Source organism: Candidatus Spyradosoma sp. SGI.093 (genome assembly GCF_050314555.1).
GTDB lineage: Bacteria > Verrucomicrobiota > Verrucomicrobiia > Opitutales > UBA953 > Spyradosoma.
Genome location: NZ_JBNPNH010000002.1, coordinates 220,177 through 243,082 on the forward strand (window position 1 = coordinate 220,177; position 22,906 = coordinate 243,082).

At 64.4% G+C, this 22,906-nt stretch carries 18 protein-coding genes; 11 read left to right on the plus strand and 7 right to left on the minus strand.

What is annotated here, in order from left to right; translation table 11 throughout:
- The first annotated feature begins 25 nt into the window (after window positions 1–25).
- The gene (locus tag ACQREB_RS03035) at window positions 26–358 is read left to right on the plus strand and encodes an FtsB family cell division protein (RefSeq protein ID WP_427765131.1); all 333 of its coding nucleotides are present in this window, start codon (window positions 26–28) and stop codon (window positions 356–358) included.
- A 10-nt stretch (window positions 359–368) separates the two neighbouring features.
- The gene (locus tag ACQREB_RS03040) at window positions 369–647 is read left to right on the plus strand and encodes a DUF167 domain-containing protein (RefSeq protein ID WP_427765133.1); all 279 of its coding nucleotides are present in this window, start codon (window positions 369–371) and stop codon (window positions 645–647) included.
- A gap of 24 nt (window positions 648–671) precedes the next feature.
- Here ACQREB_RS03040 and ACQREB_RS03045 read toward each other — a convergent pair whose 3' ends face one another.
- Window positions 672–2,789 carry a hypothetical protein gene (locus ACQREB_RS03045; protein WP_427765136.1) on the minus strand — a complete coding sequence of 706 codons (2,118 nt, stop codon included), beginning with the start codon at window positions 2,787–2,789 and terminating at the stop codon, window positions 672–674.
- A 230-nt stretch (window positions 2,790–3,019) separates the two neighbouring features.
- Between ACQREB_RS03045 and ACQREB_RS03050 the strand changes: the two genes are divergently transcribed.
- Both ACQREB_RS03050 and ACQREB_RS03055 read left to right on the plus strand, forming a co-directional pair.
- Complete coding sequence (locus ACQREB_RS03050) at window positions 3,020–3,583, plus strand: elongation factor P (protein WP_427765139.1); 564 nt, start codon at window positions 3,020–3,022, stop codon at window positions 3,581–3,583.
- A 214-nt stretch (window positions 3,584–3,797) separates the two neighbouring features.
- Window positions 3,798–4,358, plus strand: a complete 561-nt coding sequence (locus ACQREB_RS03055) for an RNA recognition motif domain-containing protein (protein ID WP_427765141.1) — start codon at window positions 3,798–3,800, stop codon at window positions 4,356–4,358.
- Window positions 4,359–4,446: 88 nt separating this feature from the next.
- On the opposite strand, the gene ACQREB_RS03060 is transcribed toward ACQREB_RS03055, so the two are convergent.
- Both ACQREB_RS03060 and ACQREB_RS03065 read right to left on the minus strand, forming a co-directional pair.
- Complete coding sequence (locus ACQREB_RS03060; RefSeq protein WP_427765144.1) at window positions 4,447–4,914, minus strand: metalloregulator ArsR/SmtB family transcription factor; 468 nt, start codon at window positions 4,912–4,914, stop codon at window positions 4,447–4,449.
- A gap of 29 nt (window positions 4,915–4,943) precedes the next feature.
- Window positions 4,944–5,993 (minus strand): agmatine deiminase family protein, encoded by a 1,050-nt coding sequence (locus tag ACQREB_RS03065; protein WP_427765147.1) that lies wholly within the window; start codon window positions 5,991–5,993, stop codon window positions 4,944–4,946.
- Window positions 5,994–6,097: 104 nt separating this feature from the next.
- Here ACQREB_RS03065 and ACQREB_RS03070 point away from each other — a divergent pair, with 104 nt between their 5' ends.
- Window positions 6,098–6,685 (plus strand): DNA-deoxyinosine glycosylase, encoded by a 588-nt coding sequence (locus ACQREB_RS03070; RefSeq protein WP_427765149.1) that lies wholly within the window; start codon window positions 6,098–6,100, stop codon window positions 6,683–6,685.
- On the opposite strand, the gene ACQREB_RS03075 is transcribed toward ACQREB_RS03070, so the two are convergent.
- From ACQREB_RS03075 to ACQREB_RS03085, 3 genes are all read right to left on the minus strand, one after another.
- Complete coding sequence (locus ACQREB_RS03075; RefSeq protein ID WP_427765151.1) at window positions 6,594–7,598, minus strand: DHH family phosphoesterase; 1,005 nt, start codon at window positions 7,596–7,598, stop codon at window positions 6,594–6,596. The two genes, ACQREB_RS03070 and ACQREB_RS03075, sit on opposite strands and share 92 nt — an antisense overlap.
- Window positions 7,599–7,650: 52 nt before the next feature.
- The gene (locus ACQREB_RS03080) at window positions 7,651–8,664 is read right to left on the minus strand and encodes an undecaprenyl-diphosphate phosphatase (protein ID WP_427765153.1); all 1,014 of its coding nucleotides are present in this window, start codon (window positions 8,662–8,664) and stop codon (window positions 7,651–7,653) included.
- A gap of 106 nt (window positions 8,665–8,770) precedes the next feature.
- Window positions 8,771–11,089: a sodium-translocating pyrophosphatase gene (locus tag ACQREB_RS03085; protein ID WP_427765155.1), complete on the minus strand. Its 2,319-nt coding sequence runs from the start codon at window positions 11,087–11,089 to the stop codon at window positions 8,771–8,773.
- 459 nt (window positions 11,090–11,548) lie between these two features.
- Here ACQREB_RS03085 and ACQREB_RS03090 point away from each other — a divergent pair, with 459 nt between their 5' ends.
- Complete coding sequence (locus ACQREB_RS03090; RefSeq protein ID WP_427765157.1) at window positions 11,549–15,244, plus strand: beta strand repeat-containing protein; 3,696 nt, start codon at window positions 11,549–11,551, stop codon at window positions 15,242–15,244.
- A 599-nt stretch (window positions 15,245–15,843) separates the two neighbouring features.
- On the opposite strand, the gene trpB is transcribed toward ACQREB_RS03090, so the two are convergent.
- Window positions 15,844–17,067: a tryptophan synthase subunit beta gene (gene trpB / locus ACQREB_RS03095; protein ID WP_427765159.1), complete on the minus strand. Its 1,224-nt coding sequence runs from the start codon at window positions 17,065–17,067 to the stop codon at window positions 15,844–15,846.
- 124 nt (window positions 17,068–17,191) lie between these two features.
- Here trpB and ACQREB_RS03100 point away from each other — a divergent pair, with 124 nt between their 5' ends.
- From ACQREB_RS03100 to lnt, 5 genes are all read left to right on the plus strand, one after another.
- On the plus strand, window positions 17,192–18,073 hold the full coding sequence (locus ACQREB_RS03100; protein WP_427765161.1) for a hypothetical protein: 882 nt from the start codon (window positions 17,192–17,194) through the stop codon (window positions 18,071–18,073).
- Complete coding sequence (hemA, locus tag ACQREB_RS03105) at window positions 18,004–19,104, plus strand: glutamyl-tRNA reductase (RefSeq protein ID WP_427765164.1); 1,101 nt, start codon at window positions 18,004–18,006, stop codon at window positions 19,102–19,104. Before ACQREB_RS03100 ends, hemA begins: the two co-directional genes overlap by 70 nt.
- Before the next feature lie 72 nt (window positions 19,105–19,176).
- The gene (locus ACQREB_RS03110; RefSeq protein WP_427765166.1) at window positions 19,177–20,343 is read left to right on the plus strand and encodes a DUF2157 domain-containing protein; all 1,167 of its coding nucleotides are present in this window, start codon (window positions 19,177–19,179) and stop codon (window positions 20,341–20,343) included.
- Window positions 20,344–20,385: 42 nt separating this feature from the next.
- Window positions 20,386–21,099, plus strand: coding sequence for a GDYXXLXY domain-containing protein (locus tag ACQREB_RS03115; protein WP_427765169.1), 714 nt, complete (start codon window positions 20,386–20,388; stop codon window positions 21,097–21,099).
- 14 nt (window positions 21,100–21,113) lie between these two features.
- Window positions 21,114–22,862 (plus strand): apolipoprotein N-acyltransferase, encoded by a 1,749-nt coding sequence (lnt, locus tag ACQREB_RS03120; RefSeq protein WP_427765171.1) that lies wholly within the window; start codon window positions 21,114–21,116, stop codon window positions 22,860–22,862.
- Window positions 22,863–22,906 lie beyond the last annotated feature (44 nt).

Consider the following 22,906-nt stretch of genomic DNA (forward strand, 5'->3'; position numbering starts at 1 on the left):
GAAATTCCCGAAAGGAGCGCGAAAAATGCCGACGAATTCCGACGACAAACGTCTTCCCGCGATGATATTCGCGTTCTGCCTCGTGCTGCTCGCGATCGAAGCGGTCGTCTTCTACGGCAAGATCGCCGACGCCCGCGAAGAATGCGCGTCGATGGAGAAAATCGCCGCGCGCCGCTCCGAACGCCTGAAGGAGCTTGAGACCGAAAAGGCCTATCTCGAAACCTACATCGACCGGATGCTGAAGGACCCGGAATTTCTCAAGACGGAAATCCGCTCCCGCCTCGGCTATTCGGAGGAAGGCGAAATCGTGATCCGTCCCGAAAGCGCTCCCGCCGCGGGAGCGCCGAGACGCCGCTGAGGACGCGCCGATGAGCGAAGCGACGTTTTTTCTGCTGAAGGTGCGCGCCGTGCCCAACGCGAAGAAGACGCAGGTCGTCGGCTTCCTGGGCGAGGCGCTGAAGATCAAGGTGCAGGCCGTTCCCGAAGGCGGGCGCGCGAACCGCGAGCTGACGGAATTTCTCGCGGGCGCGCTCGGTCTGCCGCGCGGGAACGTCTCCGTGCAGACGGGCGAGACCGCGCGGGACAAGCTGATCCGCGTCGAAGGGCTGACGTGCGAAGACGCGCTGAAGCGCCTCGGCGTCGCCTGAGGCGCGCGTTCCCGCGGCGGGGGCTCAGCGCTTGCGGCGGGAACGCTTGCGGGAACTGCCGCTCTCTTCTTCGTAGCGTTCCGTGCTCTGGCGCTCCAGGACGGGCTTCGGTTTCATCAGCGTCCCCGAAAATTTTTGTCCGCCTCGGGATTTGTTCGCGACGTCCTCGCTGTTGCGGATCAGAATTTCCAACGGCTTTTCCGCGCGAGCGGCGATGTGCTTCACGACTTCCTGAACGGGCGACCCCGCCGTGTGGCGGTTCGCCTCCTCTTCGAGTTTTTTCTTGAACTCCGCGAGAGACGCCGGCGTCGAATCGTATAAATAGGCGTGAGGAAGGTCGTGCCAACGCTCGTAAGGCGAATATCCGCAGCATGGATAGCTGCCGTGCAAAAAGAAACTCCACCCGTATTCGGGGTTGGTGCCGCCGTCGCCGAGATGCACCCCTCGGCGCACGACCTTTTCCGGCTCCCAAAGCGGCGCGCCGAGGCGTTTCTGAATTTCAAATTTCACTTCATCGCCGCCGGCGAAAACGGCGAGCGCGTTTTTCTCGCTGAAGAAACAGTTCTTCGGGTTCGCCAGCCCGAGCGAAATCGCGACCTTGCCCCAATAATTCATCCGCTTGTCGAACTTCGGAAACGGCGTGTTGGCGAAGTAGTCCAGATTTTCGTTCACGACTTCGAGGAGCTTCGCCGCGTAATGGCGTTCCTCGTCGCCGAGAGCCTTCAGCGCCGCGGCGGGAACGGAGACGAATGCCTGCGGCTTCGCCTTTTTCTTGGGCGGATTGATCCAGCCCAACAGATGTTCCGCATTCGAGGGGCGCGCGAAAAAATGCGTTCTTCCGGCAAGGATTTCACCGCGGACGACCAAGGCGCGAGAATGAAAGAACGTATAAGACTCGTTTCCATCTCCACGAAAGACTCGAAAATTCTCCACGTTTTCGGCGACCAGTTTCTGCCAGATCTCGGGCAGAGAACGAAAGTCGTCCGTCTTCTTCAGTTGCTCGAAAATGCGCTTTTTCTCGTCGAGCGAACCTTCGCCTTGTCCTGAAGTATCGAGCCCCGCCTTCCAATCGACGGGCGCGTCGGCGGGAACGGGCTTCATCAGCGTGCCCGAAAATCTTTGTCCGTTTCGGAAGCCGTCTGCGACTTCCCCGCTGTTGCGAATCAGAATTTCCAACGGCTTTTCCGCGCGAGCGACGATGTGCTTCAAAACTTCCTGAACCGGCGCGTCCTTCGTGTGCCGGTCTGCCTCCGCTTCGAGAGATTTCTTGAACGCCTCAAGCGCCCCCGGCGTCGAATCGTATAAGAAATCATAGGGAAGATCGCGCCAACGTTCATAAGGCGAATATCCGCAGAACGAACCTGCCGACAACGGAAAATACCATCCGAATTGAGGAGAATAACCGCTGCTCCCGAGGCGCCGCCCTCTTCGCACGACCTTTTCCGGCTCCCAAAGCGGAACACCGAGGCGTTTCTGAATTTCAAATTTCACTTCGTCGCCGCCGGCGAAAACGTCGAGCGCGTCCTCGTTGAAGATGAGCGCAGACGGAAGAGTCAACCCGAGCGGAAGCGCGACCTTGCCCCAGCAGCTCGTCTGTTTTTCGAAATTCGGGAACGGCGTGTTGGCGAAGTAGTCCAGATTTTCGTTCACGACTTCGACGAGCTTCGCCGTGTAATGTCGTTCTTCGTCGCCGAGAGCTTTCAGCATCGCGGCGGGAACGGAGACGAACGCCTGCGGCTTCGCCTTTTTCTTAGGCGGATTGATCCAGCCGAGCAGATGTTCCGCATTCGAGGGGCGTGCGAAAAAACGCGTTATTCCCCCGCTTTTCCCCACGCCGTCGCAACCGATTTCCAAGGCGGAAGAGCGAAAAAAAACATACCTTTCTGTTCCATCCCTGCTGAAGTTCTCCACGTTTTCGGCGACCAGTTTCTGCCAGATTTCGGGCAGAGAACGAAAGTCGTCCGTCTTCTTCAGTTGCTCGAAAATGCGCTTTTTCTCGTCGAGCGAGAATTCGCCTTGTCCGGAAGCGTCGAGCCCCGCCTTCCAATCGACGGGTTCGTCGGCGCGAAGGCACGGACGCGCGCAGGCGAGCGCGAGCGCGGCGAAACTCAAAAAAGCGAAATGGTGTCGAAAGTTTTTCATGGTTAGAAGAACTGTTTTTTGCGCGGGGGAAGAACCAAACGAAACGCCCGCCCGCGACGGAAACGCTTCGACTTTTATGACTGCAGTCAACAGATGTGCACCACAACTGTCAAGAGAAATGTCGCGCCTCGGCGTCGCCTGAGGTCCGCGTTCCCGCGGCGCGGGAAAGGCGGGACGCCGAAAAATCGCGCTTGACGCGGAAAAGCGGTTTTGAGATTTTTTCACGACTTATGGCAAATACCACCGTCAACAACATCAAGCGCAAGAACATCATCCGCTACAACAACGATCTCTGCCTCGTGCTGGAGTGCCAGGTCCGCACGCCTCCGAACAACGCCTCCTACTGCCAGATGGAACTGCGTTCGCTCGCCTCGGGCCGCGTCATCCCGGTCCGCACGAACATCGGCGCCTCCTTCGACGTGCTCGACAATTCGATTAAGCAGCTCGAGCTCCTTTACCAAGCGGACGGCAACTACGTGTTTTCGGACGCGGAAACGTTCGAGGAATTCCCGATTCCGGCGGCGTCGCTGAAGGATTCCGCGGGCTTCCTGATCGAAGGCCAGACGTACGACGTGCTCTTCGTCGAAGAAAAACCGGTTTCGGTGAATCTTCCGGCGTCGGTGAACGTGAAGGTCGTCGAAGCGCCGCCCGCCGTCAAGGGCAACACTTCGGGCAACGCGCAGAAAGCGGTCAAGATCGAATCCGGCCTCACGGTCATGGTTCCGCTCTTCATCGCGGAAGGCGAAGTCATCCGCATCAGCACGGAAAACAAGGCCTATCTCGGCCGCGCGTGATCCGCGTTTCCTTCTTTCCGAAAAAGCGTTCCCTTCGCGGGAACGCTTTTTTTTGGCGTTGCGTCCGGCGCGAGAAATCGCGAGACTGCGCGCCGGTTTTTTCATGAAAACCCGTTGTTTCAGATGGTGAGCGCGCCCGGAGATTTCCGGAGCTCTCGAAACCCGACGGTCGGGAACGCTGAAGCGACGTAAAAAGTCAGACAGCAAGTTATAAATGGACAATAAGTTATTCGTCGGCAATCTCGCCTGGGAGACCAGCGAGGACGACCTCAAACAGCACTTCAGCCGATTCGGCACGGTGGAATCCGCGGAAGTGATGCGCGACAAATTTACGGGACGCGCGCGGGGCTTCGGCTTCGTCGTGATGTCCACGCCGGAAGAGGCGCAGGTCGCCATCAAGAATACGGAAGGCGTCGAATTCATGGGACGCCCGCTCAAGGTGAACGTGGCGCGCCCGCGCGAAGAAAACGCTCCCGCCCCGCGGGAACGCCGCGGCTTCGGCGGCGCCGGCAAATTCGGCGCGAAGCGTCCGGGCGGATTCGGCGCCAAGCGCCCCGCGTTCGGCAGTCCGCGTCGCGAAGGCGGTTTCGGCGGAGCTCCGCGCCGTGAAGGCGGATTCGGAGGCGCTCCCCGCCGCGAAAGCGATTTCGGCGGCGAACGTCCGGCTTTCGGCGGCCCGCGCCGCGAAGGCGGATTCAAGAAGCGCCCCTTCGGCGCGAAGCGTCCGGGCGGCTTCAGCCGCGGCCCGCGCACCTTCGACGGCACCGTCGACTGAGCGCGTTTCGGATTTTTCCGACGAAAAAAAAACGTTCCCGTGGGGAAACTCCCGCGGGAACGTTTTTTTGCGCCGGGCGCGCGCGGCGTCAGAGCAGATTCGGCGGAAGGCCCGCGAAATGCCCTTCCGGCTCCGCGGGAACGTGCGGCGCCGCCTTCGCCGCGGGCGCGCGGCGTTTTTCCGCGCGGGGCGCGTTCCCGACGAAGGATTTTTCCGGCGCGTCGGTGCGCGGCGCCTCGGCGGGAACGTGGCGGCTCAGCTTCGCCGCGTCCTCGGCGATTTCCGGAGGCCTCAGCGCCGCCGCGTCGGCGAGCAGCGCCCGCAGCGCGTCGGTCGCCGCCGTCTTTGGAATCGAATACGTGATCGAGACGCCGCGCCGCACGGCGGAGACGAGCCCGCGCGCGCGCAGCCGCATCAGATCCTTGGAGACCATCGCCGTCGGCAGCCCCGTGATCGCCTGCAGGTCGCCGACGCGCAGATCGCGTTCCCGAAGAAGGTAAAGCAGGCGCAGCCGGATTTTGTTGCCGAGAATTTTGAAAATCTGTTCAGCCGTCATAAAATCTTTCCTTTTCGTTTTTGAAAACTCTATTTCCCGCTCGCCGGTTCCTGCTGCGAAAGGCAGTGGAACGAGCCGCCTTCGATGAGAATGATGCTCGAATCGAGCCCGACGACTTTCCGTCCCGGGAAAGCCTCGGCGATGATGCCCTGCGCGCGCGCGTCGCCGCTCTGCCCGTAGGCGGGAACGATGACCGCGTCGTTCAGGATCAGAAAATTCGCGTAGCTCGGCGGCAGGTCGCGCCCGGCGCGCGAGAACGGCTCCGGCATCGGGAGTTCGATGACGTCGAAGCGTCCGCCTTCGGGCGTCTTCATGGCGCGGAGCTGTTCGAGATTGCGGCGGAGCGGCGCCGCGTTCGCGTGCCCGTCGTTCTTGTCCGAAACGGCAAGTATTGCGCGCGGCGCGACGAAGCGCGCGAGATTGTCGATGTGCCCGTCGGTGTCGTCGTCCGCGAGCCCTTCGGAAATCCACAGAATCTCGTTCACGCCGAGCCCGTTTTTGAGCGCGGCCTCGAAAGCGGCGTCGTCGCGTCCGGCGGCGCGGTTCGGGTTTTTCTGGACGCATTCGGTCGTGAGCAGCAGGCCGTCGCCGCTCAGCTCGATCGCGCCGCCTTCGAGCTCGAACGGGAACGCGAAACGCCGCATGCCGAGCGATTCCGCGACGCGGGCGGGAATTTCGTTGTCGAGATTCGCGGTGAATTTCCCGCCCCAGCCGTTGAAGATCCAGTCCGTCACGGCGACTTCGCCGGTCGCGTCGTTTTTGACGAAAAGCGGCCCGTGGTCGCGGCACCAGACGTCGTTCGCCGGGTGGTCAAAAAATTCCAAAACGGAAAAGTCCGCTTTCGCGGCTTCGAGGCATCTGCGCGCCTGGGCTTCGAGCGCTCCCGAGGCGCAGTTGAGGCGCACGGGCTCGAAACGCGTGATCGTCGCGACGAACGCGGCGTATTGTTCGAGCAGCGCTTCGAAATGTCCCGGCCAGAGCGCGGGATTCGTCGGCCAGGTCAGCCAGATCGCGGCGTGTTTCTCCCATTCCGCGGGCATGCGGAAACCGAGAGCCTTCGGCGTTTCATTATTTTCCATGAACGGAAATCATACGCGCGCGCCCGCGTCTGAAAAGCTTTTTTTCGAAGATTCCGAAAATCGCGCTTGCCCGGGGCGGCGCGGCGCCGAAAAATGGCGGGTCGATGAATTCCCTTCCCGCGAAAAAATTCTCCTTTCCGCCGGCGGTCGCCGCGGGAGCGCGCGTGCTGATTCTCGGCTCGCTGCCCGGCGAAGTCTCGCTCGCCCGCGGGCAATACTACGCGTTCCCGCGCAACGCCTTTTGGAAAATCGCGGGGGCGCTCTGCGGGTTTTCTCCGGAAGCGGACTACGCCGCGCGCGTCGCCGCGCTCAAGCGCGCGGGCGTCGGGCTCTGGGACGTCGTCGGCGCGGGAACACGTCCGGGCAGCCTCGACTCCGCCATCCGCGACGTGGAGCCGAACGACGTTCCCGCCCTGCTCGCCGCCTTTCCCGAAATCCGGAAAATCGTCTGCAACGGCGACGCCGCGTTCCGGCTGCTGAAGCGGCATCACCCGCGGCTCTTCGACGTTCCCGCGCTCGAAATCCTCCGCGCGCCCTCGACGAGCCCCGCCGCCGCGCGCCTTTCCTTCGACGAAAAGCTCGCGCGCTGGCGCGACGCGCTCACGCCGCAGCTTCGCGTTCCCGCAGATGCTCGAGCAGCACGGCGACGATCCGCCCGCGGTCGCGGTCCACGTCCGCGCCGTCCAGATTGAAGCCCGCCGCGCGGACGTGCCCGCCGCCGTTGAGCTTCGCGGCGAGCAGGTCCGCGCGCAGCGCGTCGTCGCTCACGCGAATGCTTCCCTTCACGCCCGTGTGCGACTGTTCGAGCTGGCAGGCGATTTTCACGCCCGCGACGTTGCGCAGGTAGTTGACGAAATTTTCCGCGTCCTCGCGCGTCGTTCCCGTCGCTGCGAACGCGTCCTTGGGAATCCACGCGACGGCGACCTTGCCGTCGGCGAGCAGCGTCGCCGTCGCCAGATAGCGCTGCAGCAGCGCGAGCTTGGAGAATTTTTCCTGCTCGTAGAGCTCGTGCGAAATCGCCGCCGGAGACGCGCCCGCGCGCACGAGCCGCGCCGCCAGCTCCATCACCTCGCCCGTCGTGCGCGGGTACTGGAAATTGCCCGTGTCCGTGCAGATGCCGACGTAGAGCGCCTCGGCGAGCGGCGCGTCGATCTCGACGCCGAGATCCGCGCAGAAGCCGGCGAGAATGTGGCAGGTCGCCGCCGCGTCCGTGACGACGATGTTCTCCTCCGTCGCGTAGCGCTCGTTCGATTCGTGGTGGTCGATCGAGGCGAAGACGCCCTGCGGGAACGCCTTTTCGAGCAGCGACTTCCCGAGGCGGGAAAGGCTGCCGCAATCGACGGCAACGGCGACGCGCCCGTCGTTTTCGAATTCCTCTTCGCGGAAGAACGGCGTGTCGCGCACGAAGCCCTTGAGATTGTAGGGCACGGCGTGATGGTTCACGCAGACGGCGTCCGCGCCGCGCGCGCGCAGAATGCGGCAGAGCGCGAGCTGGGCGCCGATGCAGTCGCCGTCGGGGCGCACGTGCCCGAGCACGGCGACGCGCTTTCCGTCGAGTTTTTTGAGCAGTTCCGCGAAACGTCCGGATTCGTTTTTGAAATACATGGCGCGCATTTTACGCCGCGCGTTCCCGCGCCGCAAGCCCGCGCGCCGCGGATCAGCGGAGGAACGTCCACGCGAGCACGCATGCGGCGAGCGCGAAGCGGTACCACGCGAACGCCGAAAGCCCGTGCCGGGAAATCCATTCGACCATCCATTTCACCGACGCGAACGCCGCGACGAACGCCACCGCGAGCCCGATCGCGGAAACGCCCGCGCCGAACGAATCGAGCATCTGTTCCGCGCATTTCAGCGTCTTGTAGATCGACGCCGCCGAGAGCGTGATCAGCCCGAGCAGGAACGAAAATTCCGTCGCGCGGCGCGGCGAAAGCCCGGCGACGTAGCCGCCGACGATCGTCGCCATCGAGCGGCTCATGCCCGGCCAGAGCGCCAGGCACTGCATCGCGCCGATCGTCAGCGACTGCCTCACGGAGAGCTCCTGCAGGTCGGGGCCCGCCTCGACGGCGCCGGGCGGCGTTCCCGCGGCGCGCTTCTTCTGCCGGCGATCGACGACGAGCATCAGCACGCCGCCGACCACGAGCGCGACCGCCACCGTCGCGGGATTGAACAGGAACTCCTCGATCCTGTCGGAAAAAAGAAAGCCCAGCCCCGCCGCGGGAACGAACGCGACGAGCAGATTGCGCGAGAGGCGCCAGCTCGCCGCGTCGCCGCGCAGCACGCCGACGAGCGTTCCCGTGCACCGCCCCCAATACGCGAAGAGCACGGCGACGATCGCGCCGAACTGGATGATGATGGAATACGCGTCCGCCGCCTCCTTGACGGAAAACTCCGAGCCGTCGCGGTCGCGCACGAGCCCGCCGCCGTCGCGGCTCACGAGCGGCGCGTCCGAGTCCAGCCCGAGCGCGCTGTTGGCGAGAATGAGGTGCCCCGTCGAGGACACGGGCAGGTATTCCGTGAGCCCTTCGACGACGCCGAGAACCGCGGCGTTCTTCGCGTCGAAGACTTCCCGCGCGGGAACGGCGTCGTCGGGAATTTCCTCCGCGGCGGAAAGCGTCGCGGGAACGCACGCGGCGAGCGCGCAGAACAGCAGGCTGAGGAATGCATCTTTCATGAGGGCGGGAACGATAACCGACGGCGATTCGTAAGGAAACAACGAAAAACGGCGGGCGCCCGAAAACCCTCGGTCGCCCGCCGTCGATCGCCGTCCGGCGCCTTGCTCAGAAGATCGACCAGGCGGCGGTGAGGCCGGCGACGACGATCGAGACCATGCTCATCAGCTTGATGAGGATGTTCAGGCTCGGGCCCGAAGTGTCCTTGAACGGGTCGCCCACGGTGTCGCCGACGACGGTCGCCTTGTGGCACTCGGAGCGCTTGCCGCCGAAGTTGCCCTCTTCGATGAATTTCTTGGCGTTGTCCCACGCGCCGCCGGAGTTCGCCATGAACACCGCGAGCACGAAGCCCGCCGCAAGCCCGCCGACGAGCAGCCCCATCACGCCGGAGATGCCGAGCACGACGCCCGTGACGATCGGCACCACGATCGCGATGAGCGAGGGCACGAGCATTTCGCGCTGCGCACCCTTCGTCGAGATCGCGACGCAGCGCGCGTAGTCGGGCGTTCCCGCGCCTTCGAGAATGCCGGGGATTTCGCGGAACTGGCGGCGCACCTCGACCACCATGCTCTGCGCGGCGCGGCCGACGGCGTTCATCGTCAGCCCGCAGAAGAGAAACGCCATCATCGAGCCGACGAACATGCCCGCGAGCACGCGCGGATTCATCAGCGTGACGTCGTACCACGTCATGAAATCGACGAACGTTCCCGTCTGAATCTTTTCGGCGAGATTCTGCGCGGTGACGCCGTTGTCCGCCTCGACGAGACGGCTCAGCCCCGCCGGGAGCGCGGCGATGTCGCCGCCGTTGACGATGCGCAGCAGCGCGATGCGGATTTCCTCGATGTAGGAGGCGAGCAGCGCGAGCGCGGTGAGCGCGGCGGAACCGATCGCGAAGCCCTTGCCGGTCGCGGCGGTCGTGTTGCCGAGCGCGTCGAGCGCGTCCGTGCGCTTGCGCACCTGCGGCTCGAGGCCGGACATTTCGGCGTTCCCGCCGGCGTTGTCGGCGATGGGGCCGTAGGCGTCCGTCGCGAGCGTGATGCCGAGCGTCGAGAGCATGCCGACCGCGGCGATGCCGATGCCGTAGAGCCCGAAGCCGAGGTTTTCCGCGGAAAACACGTTCGCGAGCGTCACGCCTTCCTTCAGCCCGAAGCCGCCCGCGGCGAAGATGAACGAAAGCACGATGGCGACGACGATCGTCACCACGGGAATGCACGTCGAGAGCATTCCCGTGCCGATGCCGGAGATGATCACCGTCGCGGGGCCGGTCTTGGCGGACTCGGCGATGCGCTGCGTCGGCTTGTAGCTGTGCGACGTGTAGTATTCCGTCGCCTGCCCGATGATGATGCCCGCGAGCAGCCCGACGACGACCGAGAGCGAAACGCCGACCCAGTTCGGAATGCCCAGCAGGTAAAGAATCGCGAACGTCGCCGCGACGATCAGCGCGGAAGAGACGTTCACGCCGCGGCCGAGCGCCGAAAGCAGATTCTTCATCGTCGCGCCTTCCTGCGCGCGCACGAGATAGATGCCGAAGATCGAAAGCACGATGCCGACCGCCGCGATGAGCATCGGCGCGAGAATCGCCTTGATCTGCATCGCCACGGGAGCGTCGCCGAAGCCCACGAACGCCGCCGCGCCGAGCGCCGCCGTCGCGAGAATCGACCCGCAGTAGGATTCATAAAGGTCCGCGCCCATGCCGGCAACGTCGCCCACGTTGTCGCCCACGTTGTCCGCGATCGTGGCGGGATTGCGCGGATCGTCCTCGGGAATGCCCGCCTCGACCTTGCCGACGAGGTCCGCGCCGACGTCCGCCGCCTTGGTGTAGATGCCGCCGCCGACGCGCGCGAAGAGCGCCTGCGTCGAAGCGCCCATGCCGAAGGTGAGCATCGTCGTCGTGATGAAGATCATCTTGTGCGTTCCCGTCGCCGTCGCGTCGATCCAATGCGCGCAGCAGTCGAGAATGACCGCCCACAGGGAAATGTCGAGCAGCCCGAGCCCGACGACGACGAGCCCCATCACGGCGCCCGAGCGGAAGGCGACCTTAAGCCCCGAGTCGAGCGATTCCCGCGCGGCGTTCGCGGTGCGCGCGCTCGCGTAGGTCGCCGTCTTCATGCCGAAGAATCCGGCGAGCCCGGAGAAGAACCCGCCCGTCAGAAACGCCACGGGAACGACGGGATTCTGCAGCCCGTTCACGGCGAGCACGGCGAACAGCACGGCGAGCGCCGCGAACACGAGCGCGACGATCTTGTACTGCTGCTTCAGATACGCCATCGCGCCGGAACGCACGTGCCGCGCGATTTCTCTCATTTTCGGCGTCCCTTCGTCGCTCTTCATCATGCTGCGGTAGAAATGCGCCGCGAACGCGAGAGCCACGACCGAAGCCGCGGGAATTGCCCAGAAAATGGGCTGATCGATGATGTCTGTATGCATAGGAATAATTAAGCGGAAAACGGATAAAATTTGTTCCGCAATCTACGCCCGCGTTCCCGCGAAAGTCAAGTTCCCCCTGCCTTCTCACGCGATTCTGACGCGTTTCTCACGCGAATCTCACGAAGCGCCCCGCTCCGCCCGCCCGGCGTTCCCGCCGCGCCGCGTGATTTTTTCTCACGCCCCGCGAATGTAGGTACATGAACCTTTCGAAAAAACAGTCCGATTCCCTCTCCCGGGTAGAAATACCGAGGCAAGCGCAAAGTTTTGCCCACGGAAAAGCGCGGAAGGTTGCGCCTGGCGAAGACTCGCGGGAACGCCCCGCGCGCGAAAACGCGAAATCTCGTCGAGACGGAAATCCTTTTGTTCATGCGGCTCGGACGGCGTTTCCCCCTCGGTATTTCTAACCGTACATATTTGACTGAAGTTTTCGATTTAAGGAAACCTATAACTGCAATGCAAATGAAGCACATCTTGATCTCTACGCTCATCGCCGCCGCGGCGATGGGTCTCTCTCTCCGCGCCGAAACGAAGCCGCTCCTGAACGAGCAAGAACTTCCCGCCGACGCGAAAAACACGCTCGCCCTCGCGGACGCGCCCGCCGAGGAAACGCAGGACGCGGACGCGCTCGAACTCCTTCTCGCCGACGACGCCCTCGTCGAGCTCGACGAAGCCTCCGCTCCGGACGAACTTTCAACCGAAACCATGATGCGCGAGTGGATCGCGCGCTACGCCGCCGCGGCGCGCTTCGCGGGAATCCGCTCCGTCAAGGGCACGGGCGGCGGTCTCTCCTCCGGCGGCGCGGTCGCGACCGCGGGCGCCGATCTCACGGTCTCCGCCGCGGCGCCGACGCCTTCCGTCTCCGTTCCCGCCGCGGGAACGGTCTCGCTCGCGGACACGCTCACGCGCGCTTCCGCCGCGGGCGTCTCGCTCGGCTCGGCGAGCGCCTCCGACGCGGGAACGGCCTCCGTCGCGACGGCTTCCTCCGCCTCCGGCACGAGCACGATTCTTCCCGCCGCGTTCTTCAGCACGCGCGGCGTTTTCTCCGTCGTTCCCGCCGCGGCCGCCTCCTACTCCCTCGCGGGCTCTTCCGGCGTTTCCGCCTACACCGCCGAAACGACGAGCGAGGCGACTCTGCCGACAGTCGTATGGTTGCCGCTTGGCTCGAACGGTCTGCCGACGACGAACGATACGTTCGAAACCGTCGCGATTTCTTCGACGACGCTCACCAAAAACACTATTTTTACAGTCGGGGCAGACTCCGCCGCCGTCGTCGTCGCGACCGGCTGCAACGTGAAATACGAAGGCAGCGGCGAGAAAAATCTTACCGGATCCGTTTCGGGAACGGGCAACGTCTGGTTCGATTCCGGACATTTCCGTGTGACGGGAAATTTCTTCTCCGGGCTTACCGGACAACTTTATATTTTAGGCTCTTCCCAAATCCAGTTCATCGCCGACCAGACGCTCAGCAACGACGTTTTCCTGGGAAAGTCGGACATAACCGGCGTCCAAGGAAGCGGAATCTTAAACGGTTCGACGATGCGCGTCGGCGTTTGGAACGGAAGTGCTAACGTCGCATTTCAGGGCGTGACCACGATCTTGTCCGACACGCAAATCGCTTTTCAGGCGGGAAAAGAAGGGGACAAGAGCACCGTCTCTTCTCTGACGCTCAACAGGCTTACCGGCAGCGGCAATCTCTCGCTCGCGGCTTTCTCCGGTCTAGGAACGCTATCCGTCATGAGCGCGACGGACTACACCGGAAAAATCGACGTCGCGTCCGGAGTCACATTGTATTGGGGAAGCTCCACGGCGACCTTCGCCGGTCTGAGCGGCTCCGGGACGATTTCCGCCTTTTCGTATCTGAACATCAAGGACGCGAAGGAGGGCTCGACGTTCACGGGAACGGTCGTCGGTTCTTCGACCCAGGGCGTCAATCTCACGCTCTCCGGCTCGGGAACGCAGGCGTTCACGGGAACGAGCTGGTTCTCGTCCGTTTCCGTCGGAAGCGGCGCGACGCTCGACCTCTCCGGCGGGAACGTCACGCTCGCGAAGGCGATTCAGAATTCGGGAATGGTCACGCTTTCCGGAGACACGATATTCAATTTGAAGCAGACCGGCAAAATCACGCTGATTTCCAACAGCGAAAGCGGCGCGATTTCCGGATGGGATCTGCTTTCCGGCGCAAATTTCACTTACGACGGCGCCCGAATTTCCGGGCGCGGAATCACCAGCTCCGAGGACGGCGTCGTGAATTACAACGCGAGCGCGACAGCGAAGACGCTGACGTGGAGCGGCGGAGAATCGGGCGGCACCTGGTCGGAAGTGAAGTTCGGGACGACGGACAAGGACACCACTTCGTGGAAGGACGAAAACAGCACGGCGGACGCGTTTTATTCCGGTGACTCCGCGACGTTTGATTCTTCCGCCGCGGTGGCCGTCTCGGAAAGCGGCGTGACGGCGGAAACGGTCACCGTCGCCGCGGGAACGGTCACGCTGTCCGGCGGGAAGGTGTCCGCAACGAACGGCTTCTTCGTGAAGGACGGCGCGACGCTGAAGCTCGGACGCGACAACGCGGACGCCGCCAAGGCGACTCTCGAATCGCGCGCCGTTTACGCGATCGATTCTTCCGCGAACACGAACGAACTTTCTCTGGCGAACGTTTCCGGAGCGGAAGGCTCCAAAATCGCGATCGCGGCGTCGAAAGATTCCGCATGGGGAACGGCCTACAATTTCACGAAAATCAACGCCCTCGGCTCCGATTTTTCCGGCTCGCTCGGCGTGACGGCGGGATACCTGAACGTCTCGAACCCGGACGTCGTCAACGACTCGAACGTCAAAAACGTGATTCTCGAAGGCGGAAACGCCTCCGGTCTCTGCTTCCTGACGAGCTCGACGACCTTCACGAAAGACATCGTCGCCGAAGGAGACGACGGCGGCGCCTTGCGCTCGTATGCAAGCAACGACTACAAGGTGACGTTTTCCGGCACGGTGACGGGAACGGCGATTCGCCACTGTGACGGCGGCACGCACACCTTCACGAACACGGTGAATCTCGATTCGTTTTCGGCGGACGCCGGAGTCACGGTGTTCGCCGGAGAAACGAGCATCGGTCAGATGAATTTCAACGGCGGCACGGTGAAAGTGACCAACGGCACCGTGCTGGATCTGACGAACAACACGCAAAAGGGTACGCCGGGATCAAACTCCGTCGTCGAAATTTCCGGAAGAGGGAGCACGCTGAGAATCTCCAACGGCGATTGGGGATCCGGTACAGGAATAAATCTCGGAACAAATTTCGGGAACGGCTATCTCAAGCTCTCGGACGGCGGCGTTCTGGAAGTGACCGAAGCTCAAAAGGAGGCTAGTTCCAAGCGCGGCTTTTCCATCACCGGCGGCGAGGGAACGTACAGATACTCGGGAATGGAAGCGAGCTACGTGACGCACAACACGGACTCCGGGCAGCATATCGGGCTCGCGGGCGGGAAGAACTCGACGCTGATTTTCGAGGTCGTCGAAGCAGGCGTGACGCTGAACGTGACCAAAGTCATCGCGGACACGAGCTCGTCTTCGACGGCGACGGACGGCGCGCTGAAGAAAACCGGCGCGGGAACGCTCGAGCTCAAGCCGAACGGCGGCACCAACAATTTCACCGGAAGCGTGACGATCGCGGAAGGCAAGCTCGTCGCGGGCAGCGCGAACGCGCTCGGTACGGGCGCGGACACGAACGTCGTGAAGATCGCCGGCGGGCAGCTGGCGATCGCGATCGCGGACGGCGTGACGCTCGCGCAGAAGAACGTCGAAATCGCCTTGGGCGAGGCGTACAAAACGACGAACGGCGCCGCCGTCGCGGCGATTTCCGGCGCGAACAAGCTGGCGACGGGAACGACGATCACGCTTTCCCTCGAGAACGAGGCGATGAACGTCGCGGCGGAAGCGGCGCAGGATTCCTACAGAATTTACGACGGCACGTTGGCGGAGGGCGTGACGATCAAGCTGAGCGATTCGCTTGCGCGGCTTTGGAAGCTGGAGGCGGTCGCGGGCCAAAACGGCGTCTACGCGCTCGTCGCGATTCCGGAGCCGTCGCTGTTCGGGCTGCTCGCGGGCGCGACGGCGCTCGGGTTCTCGATGTCGAGCCGCCGCCGGCGCAAGAAGGCGTAAGCATTTTGGGCTCAAGGCCGGGCGTCCGCGGCGGACTCGGACAAACCCAAGCTTTCGTTTCGGCGCGCGCGTCCGGCTTTGAGCTCTTTTCATAGTGTGTGTTATAGGGTGCCCTCGCGGAGAAATCCGCGAGGGTTTTTCGAAAAAGGTTGGGGAAAAAAGGTTAAAGGTTAAAGAGTAGAAGGTTAAGGGAAGTTTGTGCAGAAGGATTTCGATGAAGCGACAGGTGAGCGAAGCGTGGAGCCATGTCGCTTCCCCAAAAACGTCTCCCTTCCGGGGAAGCGACTTTCCAGTCGCTTTTCGGAAACCTTCTTCAAGGAAATTTCCTTCGGAAGGATTTCACCAAGCGACTAGAAAGTCGCTTCCCCAAAAAGAAAACTTCTTTCGACTTCTGAGACTTCCAGTAAAAATCTTTGCGCTTTTGGGGCTCGGCGGGAAAAAATTTTGTGCCTGCGGAGTTCGATGAAGCGACAGGAATGTCGCCCCTCCTACAAAAATTTTCCGTAAAAAAACTTGGAGGGCGACCGAAACGATCGCCCTCCAAAAAATTCGCGGGAATCCGCGGTTTCTCGTTCCCGCCGCGCCTCCCGCAGACGCGCTCAGTATTCGCGTTCGGCGTACTCGCCGAAGCGTTCCATGACGTAGTCGAGATCCTTGTCGCCGCGGCCGGAGAGATTCACGAGAATGGAGTCCGTCGGGCGTTCCCGCGCGAGCTTCGTCGCGAACGCCACGGCGTGCGCGCTTTCGAGCGCGGGAATGATGCCTTCGAGGCGAGAGAGGCGGAAGAACGCCGTGATCGCCTCGTCGTCGTCGACCTGCACCGCCTTTTCGCGTCCCGTCTCGTGCCAGAACGCGTGCTCGGGGCCGACGGACGGATAGTCCAGCCCGCTCGCCGCCGAATAGACGGGCGCGGGTTCGCCGTTCGCGTCCTTGAGCATGATCGAGTTGAAGCCGTGCATGACGCCCTCGGAGCCGTAGGCGAGCGAGCACGCGTGGTCGCCGAGCTTCGCGCCGCGGCCGAGCGGCTCCACGCCGTAGATTTCCACGGGATCGTCCACGAAGCCGTGGAAGAAGCCCGCCGCGTTCGAGCCGCCGCCGACGCACGCGCAGACGTTGTCGGGCAGTTCGCCCGTCATTTCCAGAAACTGTTCGCGCGCCTCGATGCCGACGACGCGCTGGAATTCGCGCACCATCAGTGGGAACGGATGCGGTCCGACGACCGAGCCGATGCAGTAGATCGAGTTCACGGGATCGGCGAGATACGCCTCGAACGCGGAATCGACGGCCTCCTTCAGCGTCTTGTCGCCGCGCGTCACGGAGACGACCTTCGCGCCGAGCACCTTCATGCGCACCACGTTCGGGTATTCTTTTTTGATGTCCACTTCGCCCATGTGGATTTCCACGGGAATGCCGAAGTAGGCGCCCGCCGTGGCGAGCGCGACGCCGTGCTGGCCCGCTCCCGTCTCGGCGATGAGCTTTTTCTTGCCGAGATACTTCGCGAGCAGCGCCTCGCCCATGCAGTGGTTGAGCTTGTGCGCGCCGGTGTGGTTCAGGTCTTCGCGCTTGAGATAAATGCGCGCGCCGCCGATTTTTTCCGTCAGGTTCTTGCAGTAATAGACGGGCGTCGGGCGCCCCTGGAAGTGCTTGCGGATGCCGCGCAGCTCCTGGATGAAGTCGTGCGAACGGCAGATGGTGTGATACGCGTGGGCGATTTTGTCCATTTCGCGCTGAAGTTCCGGCGGGATGAAGGAGCCGCCGAATTTTCCGAAAAATCCTTTGGCGTCGGGAAGACGTTTGTGAGCGGGGAGCTGTTCGTTGTTCATAGGAGAACCGATATTACGCGCGAAGCGCCCGCCCACGCGAGCGCAAAAAGTCGAAATCGCGCGCCCGGACGGGACGCTCGTAAAATCTTTCCAAGCGGCGGGCGCGGGCGCATAATGGCGCGCCATGAACGAGCTTTTCGAGAACAGGGAATTCTTCGCGCTCGCGGCGGCGCTGTTTTTCGGCTCCGCGCTGTGCGCCCTCGTCGCGCCGACGCGTCTCCGCGGGCGGGCGTGGGCGGAAAGGATTCTCGCCGGCGTCGCGTGGGCGGCGCTGAGCTGGGCGCTTTTCGCGCGCGGGACGGCGCGCGGCGCGTTTCCGGTTTCGGACGTCTTCGAGATTTTCCAGTGCCTGGGCTGGTTCGCGGTCTTCTTCGTCGTGTTCCTGCGCGTCGTGTGGACGCTGCGCGTGCCGACGGTCTTCGGGACGGCGGCGGCGGGAACGCTCTGCGCGGCGGGCTTCGCCGGCGGGAGCGGCTGGGACGCGGCGCCCGTTCCCGCGGAAACGCTCGCGGCGGCGTCGCCCTGGGCGGGCGTGCACGCGGGATTCGTCACGGTCGGCTACGCGTGCTTTTCGGCGGCGGCGATGGTCTGGCTCATCTACCTGATTCAGAACCGCGCGCTGCGGACGCGGCGGACGGGCGCGTTTTTTTCGCGTCTGCCGGACTTGGCTTCGCTGGACCGCATCGGCGGACGCCTGTGCGCCGCGGGAACGGTGATTTTCGGCGTCGGCGCGGCGCTCGGCGTCGCGGTGCTCGCGGGCGGCGGGAGGCTTGCCTCCGCGTTCGCGCTCTACAAGGCGTCGCTCGCGGTCGCGATGTTCTTCGGATTTTCCGCGGCGACGGCGCTGCGGCGGCTCGGGCGGCTTTCCGCGCTGAAGTTCGCGCGCGTCGGGCTGGGGATTTTCGTCGCGGCGCTCGTCTTTCTCGGCGGTTCCGCGTGCGTGAAGAACGCGACGGACGCCGCCGCCGCGGACGCGCCGAAGGCGGAGGAGGCCGCCGCGCGATGAACGGCGTTCCCGTCGATGCCGCGCGCGCGCGTCTGCTCGCGCTTTCCTGCAATTTCCGCACGGCGGAGCTTTCCGTGCTGGAGCGGCTCGCGCTCCCGCGGGAACGCCTCGCCGCGCTCTACGCCGCGCGCGCGTTCGCCGCGTTTCCGGAATGCGTCGTGCTCTCGACCTGCAACCGCGTGGAGCTCTACGCCGCGGGAACGCCCGCCGGCGCGGAAAAAATCGCGGAGACGCTCGCCGGGATTTCCGGCGTTCCCGCGGAGGAAATTCTGAAGAACGCGGAAATCTTCGCGGACGCGGACGCCGTGCGCCACCTCTTCGAAGTCGCTTCCGGGCTGGATTCGCGCATGGTCGGCGAGGCGGAGATTCTCGGGCAGACGAAGCAGGCGTACGACGCCGCGCTCGCGGCGGGAACGGCGGGCGCGGCGCTCAACCGCGTCTTTCAGAAAAGCTTTCACGCGGCGAAATGGGCGCGCGCGAACACGGGGATTTCGCAGGGGCAGGTGAGCGTCGGGAACGTCGCCGTGGAGCTCGCGGCGCGCGTGTTCGGCGAGCTGTCGCGCTGCTCCGTGCTCGTCGTCGGGACGGGCGAAGCGGGGCGCAAGACGGCGCAGTCGTTCGTGTCGCGCGGCGCGGGCAATGTGCTCGTCGCGAGCCGGAACTTCGAGCGCGCGCGCGCGTTCGCGTCCGCGGTGGGCGCGGGCGCGGTCGAGCTGGATTCCGTCGCCTCGCGCGCGGTGCGGGCGGACGTCGTCGTCGGCTGCGCGAGCGTCGCCGAGCCGCTGATTTCGGCGGAGGCGCTGCGCGGGATTCTGCGCGCGCGCGGCGGGCGCCCGCTCTTTCTCGTCGATCTGGGCATGCCGCGGAATTTCCCCTCGGGCGTGGAGGCCGACGAGCTTTGGATCTACGGGCTCGAAGATCTCGCGGAAATCGCGAACGAAAATCTTTCCGCGCGGGAACGCGAGGCCGTCTCCTGCCGCGCCGAGCTCGCCCGCCGCGCCGAAGAGCTTTTCCGGAAGCTTCGCGGGTGAAGCGTTCCCGCGCGCGGGAGCGGCGGAATTTCGCCTCGGCACGCCGAGCGTTCCCGCGTAAGCTTTTCCCCGATGAAATACTCCGAAATACGAAAACTCGCCGAGCTCGGGCTCATCACGTCCGAACAGGCGGACGCCGTCGCCGCGCATTTCCGGCTTTCGCCGCGCGAGCCGCGCAATTATCTGCTCATCGCGTTTTCCGCGCTCGGCGGGCTGCTCGTGCTCGCGGGCGTCGTGCTGCTCGTCTCCGCGAACTGGGAGGCGATCCCGCCGCTCGCGAAGCAGATTTCCTGCGCTGTGCTGATGCTCGCGTTCTGGGCGGCGGGGCTGCGCTTTCTGCTCGGGAAAAATCCGCGACCGTTCGTCGGCGAGGCGCTCTGCTTCGTCGGCGCGGGAACGTGGCTCGCGAACATCGCGCTCTACGGGCAGATTTATCAGATTTCCTCGGAGCCTTCCCGCGCGTTCGGCGCGTGGTTTCTGGGGATTTTTCTGCTGCCGTGGTGCGTGCGCCTGCGCGGCGTCTTCGCGACGTCGCTCGTCGCGGCGGCGGTCTGGATCGCCTGCCTTTTGGACGAAGCGGACGTCGGCGGCACGGCGTTCCACTACTTCGTCGCGTTCTTCGCGGGCGTCTCCGCGCTCGGCGTTTTTCTCGGCGGGCTCGGCGAAAAGGCGCGGGAACGCGTGCGCGGCTACGGCCCGATCGCGCTGTGGACGGCGTTCCCGGCGCTGATTCTGCTCGCGCAGACTTTCTGCTACGACGAAATGAAGGCGTCCGCGGGCGCCGCATGGGCGCTCGTTCCCGCGGGCGTTTTGTTCGTCGCCTCGCTGCTGTTCACGTTCCGCAAAAAACTCGGCGCGGCGGGCGTCGTGCTCGCGACGCTCGTCGGCGCGTTCCCGTTCGTGCCGCTCGCGCTGGGATTCCGGACCTGCAATTCGGAATTCGACGCGGCGATTCACGCGACGATGATGCTCTCGCTCTTCGTCTGCGGCGCGGCGGCGATGGGGCTCGGCGCGATCGTCTCGCGCAGGTTTTTCGTGAACGCGGGAACGCTGATGATTCTGCTCGCCGCGCTCGCGCTGACCGTGGAGGTCGTCGGCTCGCTGACGAGCAGCGGGCTCGCGCTGGTTCTCGCGGGAACGCTTCTGCTCGCCTTCGGATTTTTCCTCGAACGCCAGCGCCGCCGCCTCACGCGGAGCATCCGGAAAGCCGCGACAGAGCTTGAAAGTCCAAGAGCTTAAAAGCCGAAGAGAAATTTTCAGAAACTCCGCATCCGTTTTTCCATGAAAACCCGTTTCGCCCTTTTTCTCGTAGTCCTGATTCTCGCCGCGCAGCTCGTCGGCCTCTTCTGCGTTTCCGCCGCGCGGGAACGCGAGCGCGCGAACAACCCGACGTTCCGCCTCGAATGCGCCTCCTACGATCCGCGCGACCTTCTGCGCGGACACTACCTGCCGCTGGATTTCAAAATCCTGCGCGACGTTCCCGCGTCGAAGCTCGACGCCGCCGCGCGGGAACGCCTCCGCGAAAAACACGCCGACGAAATAAACCGGCTCGGCGAAGAACGCGAAGCTTCGCTCATGATGAACCTCGACGGATTCTGGCTCGTGCTCGCGCCGAACGCGGAAACGGGATTCTGGGAAGTCGAGCGCGCGACCTTCGACGACCCTAAAATCGACTTCAACGCGAACCCCGAAAACGGGCGCGCCGCCCTGCGCCTCAAATGGTCCGGCGCGCTGTGGCTGCGTTTCCGGAGGCCGGAAGACGCGCCCGCGCCGAAGACCTTCGACGACGTCTTCGATCCCGCGTTCGGCGTGACGATGCGCTCCTACGACTTCGAACTTCCGAACAGCCGCTTCTACCTTTCCGAGGAAAAGGCGAAGCGCTTCGACGCCGAAGCCCGCGGGAACGCCGCGCGCGTCGTCTCCGCCGAGCTTTTCCTGCGCGACGACGGCGCGCCCGTCCTAAAGCGCCTCTTCGTGGACGGCGAGGAATTCTGAGAAAGGAGCCGCCGATGAATCCGACGAAATTTTTTCCGCGCGCGCTGCGCGTTCCCGCGCTGGTCGCGCTGACCGTCGCGCTCTGGACGCTTTCGATGCCGGGGCCGAATCTTTCCGGCGCGGCGTGGTTCTTCGCCGTGCCGTTCGCGCTGTGGGCGGCGAGCCGTCCGGCGTGGAAGGCGTGGCTGCCCGCGAGCTGGGCGGCGTGCTTTCTCGCCGGCGTCGTGAATCTGGTCTGGCTGCGTCACCTGTATCCGCCGCTGGGCTGGGTCGCGCTGCTGCTGCTGCCGCTCGCCTACACGGCGTTCCCGTGGCTGTGGTTCGTCGCGCTGCGTTTCGTGATGCCGCGCTGCACGGGCGAGCGCGCGTTCCCGTCGCGCGTCGTCGATCTGCTCGGGCTGACGGGGCTGTGGCTCGTGCTCGAATGGATGCTGACGTGGTTTCTGACGGGTTTTCCGTGGATGCCGATCGGCGCGACGCAGTGGGATTTCCCGGCGGCGCTGGCGCTGTGCCGTTTCGCGGGAACGCCCGCCGCGAGCGCGACGGTGATCTTCTTCAATCTCGGACTGGCGCGCTACCTGCGGCGGCAGTTCGTCGAGGCGCGCGTCGCGCCCGCGTCGCCGTCGCCCGTCGGATTTCTGCGGACGTTCTGCCCGGAATTTTATCTCGCGCTCGCGCCCGTGTTCGCCTCCGTCGTCGTGTTCGCGTATTCATGCGTCGAATACGACCGCGGCGCGGAGAAGAAATTCTCCTTCGCCGCCGTGCAGACGGATTTCGACCCGAACGCGAAGTGGGACGCGCGCCGCGTCTCCGAAAATCTGCGCGTGCTCGAGACGCTGACTCTCGCCGCGCCGACGCTTTCGCGGGAACGCCCCGTCGCGACGTTTCCGCAGGCGGAAAGCGCGCTCGCGGCGGAACGGAAGCGCCGCGCCGAGGGCGGAAAACGCCTCGCGACGGATTTGGATTTCGTGCTTTGGCCGGAGGCGGCGATGCCCGTCTTTCCCCTGGAAAAAAGCGACGCGAACGGCTTCGCGGCGTTTCTGAAAGGGCTCGCGCACGAGGCGGGAACGGCGCTCGTCGTCGGCGCCGTCGCTCCCGCAGAAACGGCGGGCGGCGCCGCGGCGGACGCGTATCACAATTCCGTGCACGTCGTCGATCCGCGCTTCGGGCTCGCGGACGCGTTCGCGGCGAAGCGCCATCTCGTGCCGTTCGGCGAATACGTGCCGCTCGCGGACGTGCTGCCGCTGCGCAAGGTCGTTCCCGTGGCGAGCGACTGCGTGCCGGGCGCGTCGGCGGAGCCGCTTCTCGTGCGTTCCCGCGAAAACCGCGTGCTGCGGCTCGGCGCGCTCGTGTGCTACGAGGACGTCTTCCCGGAGCTCGGGCGCGAGTGCGTCGCGGCGGGCGCGGAGGCGCTCGTCGTCGTCACGAACGACGCGTGGTACGGCCGCGAGGCGGGCGCGCACCAGCACATGGCGCATTCCGTGATGCAGGCGGTTTCGCTCGGCGTGCCCGTCGTGCGCTGCGGGAACGCGGGCTGGAGCGGCGTGATTTCGCCGATCGGGCAGATTCAGCCGATGACCGACGCGGCGGGGAGCATTTATTTCCGCGGCGTCGGGCGCTTCGACGTCTACGGACGCCGCGCGGCGTCGCCGACGTTTTACGCGCTGCACGGCGACTGGCTCGTCTTCGTCGGCGCGGGGTTCTTCGCCCTCGCCGCCGTCGCGCGCCTTCTGCGCCGTTCGTTCGCCGCGAAGCCGCGCTGAACCGCGGCGCGCAAATATGGCTTTGCCAAGCGCGCGGGAACGGA

What these genes read in the sequence shown, in the direction of transcription:
- ACQREB_RS03040 (WP_427765133.1), top strand. Translation starts at nt 369, where the DNA reads ATGAGCGAAGCGACGTTTTTTCTGCTGAAGGTGCGCGCCGTGCCCAAC.
- ACQREB_RS03090 (WP_427765157.1), top strand. Translation starts at nt 11,549, where the DNA reads ATGAAGCACATCTTGATCTCTACGCTCATCGCCGCCGCGGCGATGGGT.
- ACQREB_RS03070 (WP_427765149.1), top strand. Translation starts at nt 6,098, where the DNA reads ATGAATTCCCTTCCCGCGAAAAAATTCTCCTTTCCGCCGGCGGTCGCC.
- lnt (WP_427765171.1), top strand. Translation starts at nt 21,114, where the DNA reads ATGAATCCGACGAAATTTTTTCCGCGCGCGCTGCGCGTTCCCGCGCTG.
- ACQREB_RS03045 (WP_427765136.1), bottom strand. Translation starts at nt 2,789, where the DNA reads ATGAAAAACTTTCGACACCATTTCGCTTTTTTGAGTTTCGCCGCGCTC.
- ACQREB_RS03055 (WP_427765141.1), top strand. Translation starts at nt 3,798, where the DNA reads ATGGACAATAAGTTATTCGTCGGCAATCTCGCCTGGGAGACCAGCGAG.
- trpB (WP_427765159.1), bottom strand. Translation starts at nt 17,067, where the DNA reads ATGAACAACGAACAGCTCCCCGCTCACAAACGTCTTCCCGACGCCAAA.
- ACQREB_RS03100 (WP_427765161.1), top strand. Translation starts at nt 17,192, where the DNA reads ATGAACGAGCTTTTCGAGAACAGGGAATTCTTCGCGCTCGCGGCGGCG.
- ACQREB_RS03075 (WP_427765151.1), bottom strand. Translation starts at nt 7,598, where the DNA reads ATGTATTTCAAAAACGAATCCGGACGTTTCGCGGAACTGCTCAAAAAA.
- ACQREB_RS03060 (WP_427765144.1), bottom strand. Translation starts at nt 4,914, where the DNA reads ATGACGGCTGAACAGATTTTCAAAATTCTCGGCAACAAAATCCGGCTG.
- ACQREB_RS03035 (WP_427765131.1), top strand. Translation starts at nt 26, where the DNA reads ATGCCGACGAATTCCGACGACAAACGTCTTCCCGCGATGATATTCGCG.
- ACQREB_RS03110 (WP_427765166.1), top strand. Translation starts at nt 19,177, where the DNA reads ATGAAATACTCCGAAATACGAAAACTCGCCGAGCTCGGGCTCATCACG.
- ACQREB_RS03085 (WP_427765155.1), bottom strand. Translation starts at nt 11,089, where the DNA reads ATGCATACAGACATCATCGATCAGCCCATTTTCTGGGCAATTCCCGCG.
- ACQREB_RS03065 (WP_427765147.1), bottom strand. Translation starts at nt 5,993, where the DNA reads ATGGAAAATAATGAAACGCCGAAGGCTCTCGGTTTCCGCATGCCCGCG.
- ACQREB_RS03115 (WP_427765169.1), top strand. Translation starts at nt 20,386, where the DNA reads ATGAAAACCCGTTTCGCCCTTTTTCTCGTAGTCCTGATTCTCGCCGCG.
- ACQREB_RS03080 (WP_427765153.1), bottom strand. Translation starts at nt 8,664, where the DNA reads ATGAAAGATGCATTCCTCAGCCTGCTGTTCTGCGCGCTCGCCGCGTGC.
- ACQREB_RS03050 (WP_427765139.1), top strand. Translation starts at nt 3,020, where the DNA reads ATGGCAAATACCACCGTCAACAACATCAAGCGCAAGAACATCATCCGC.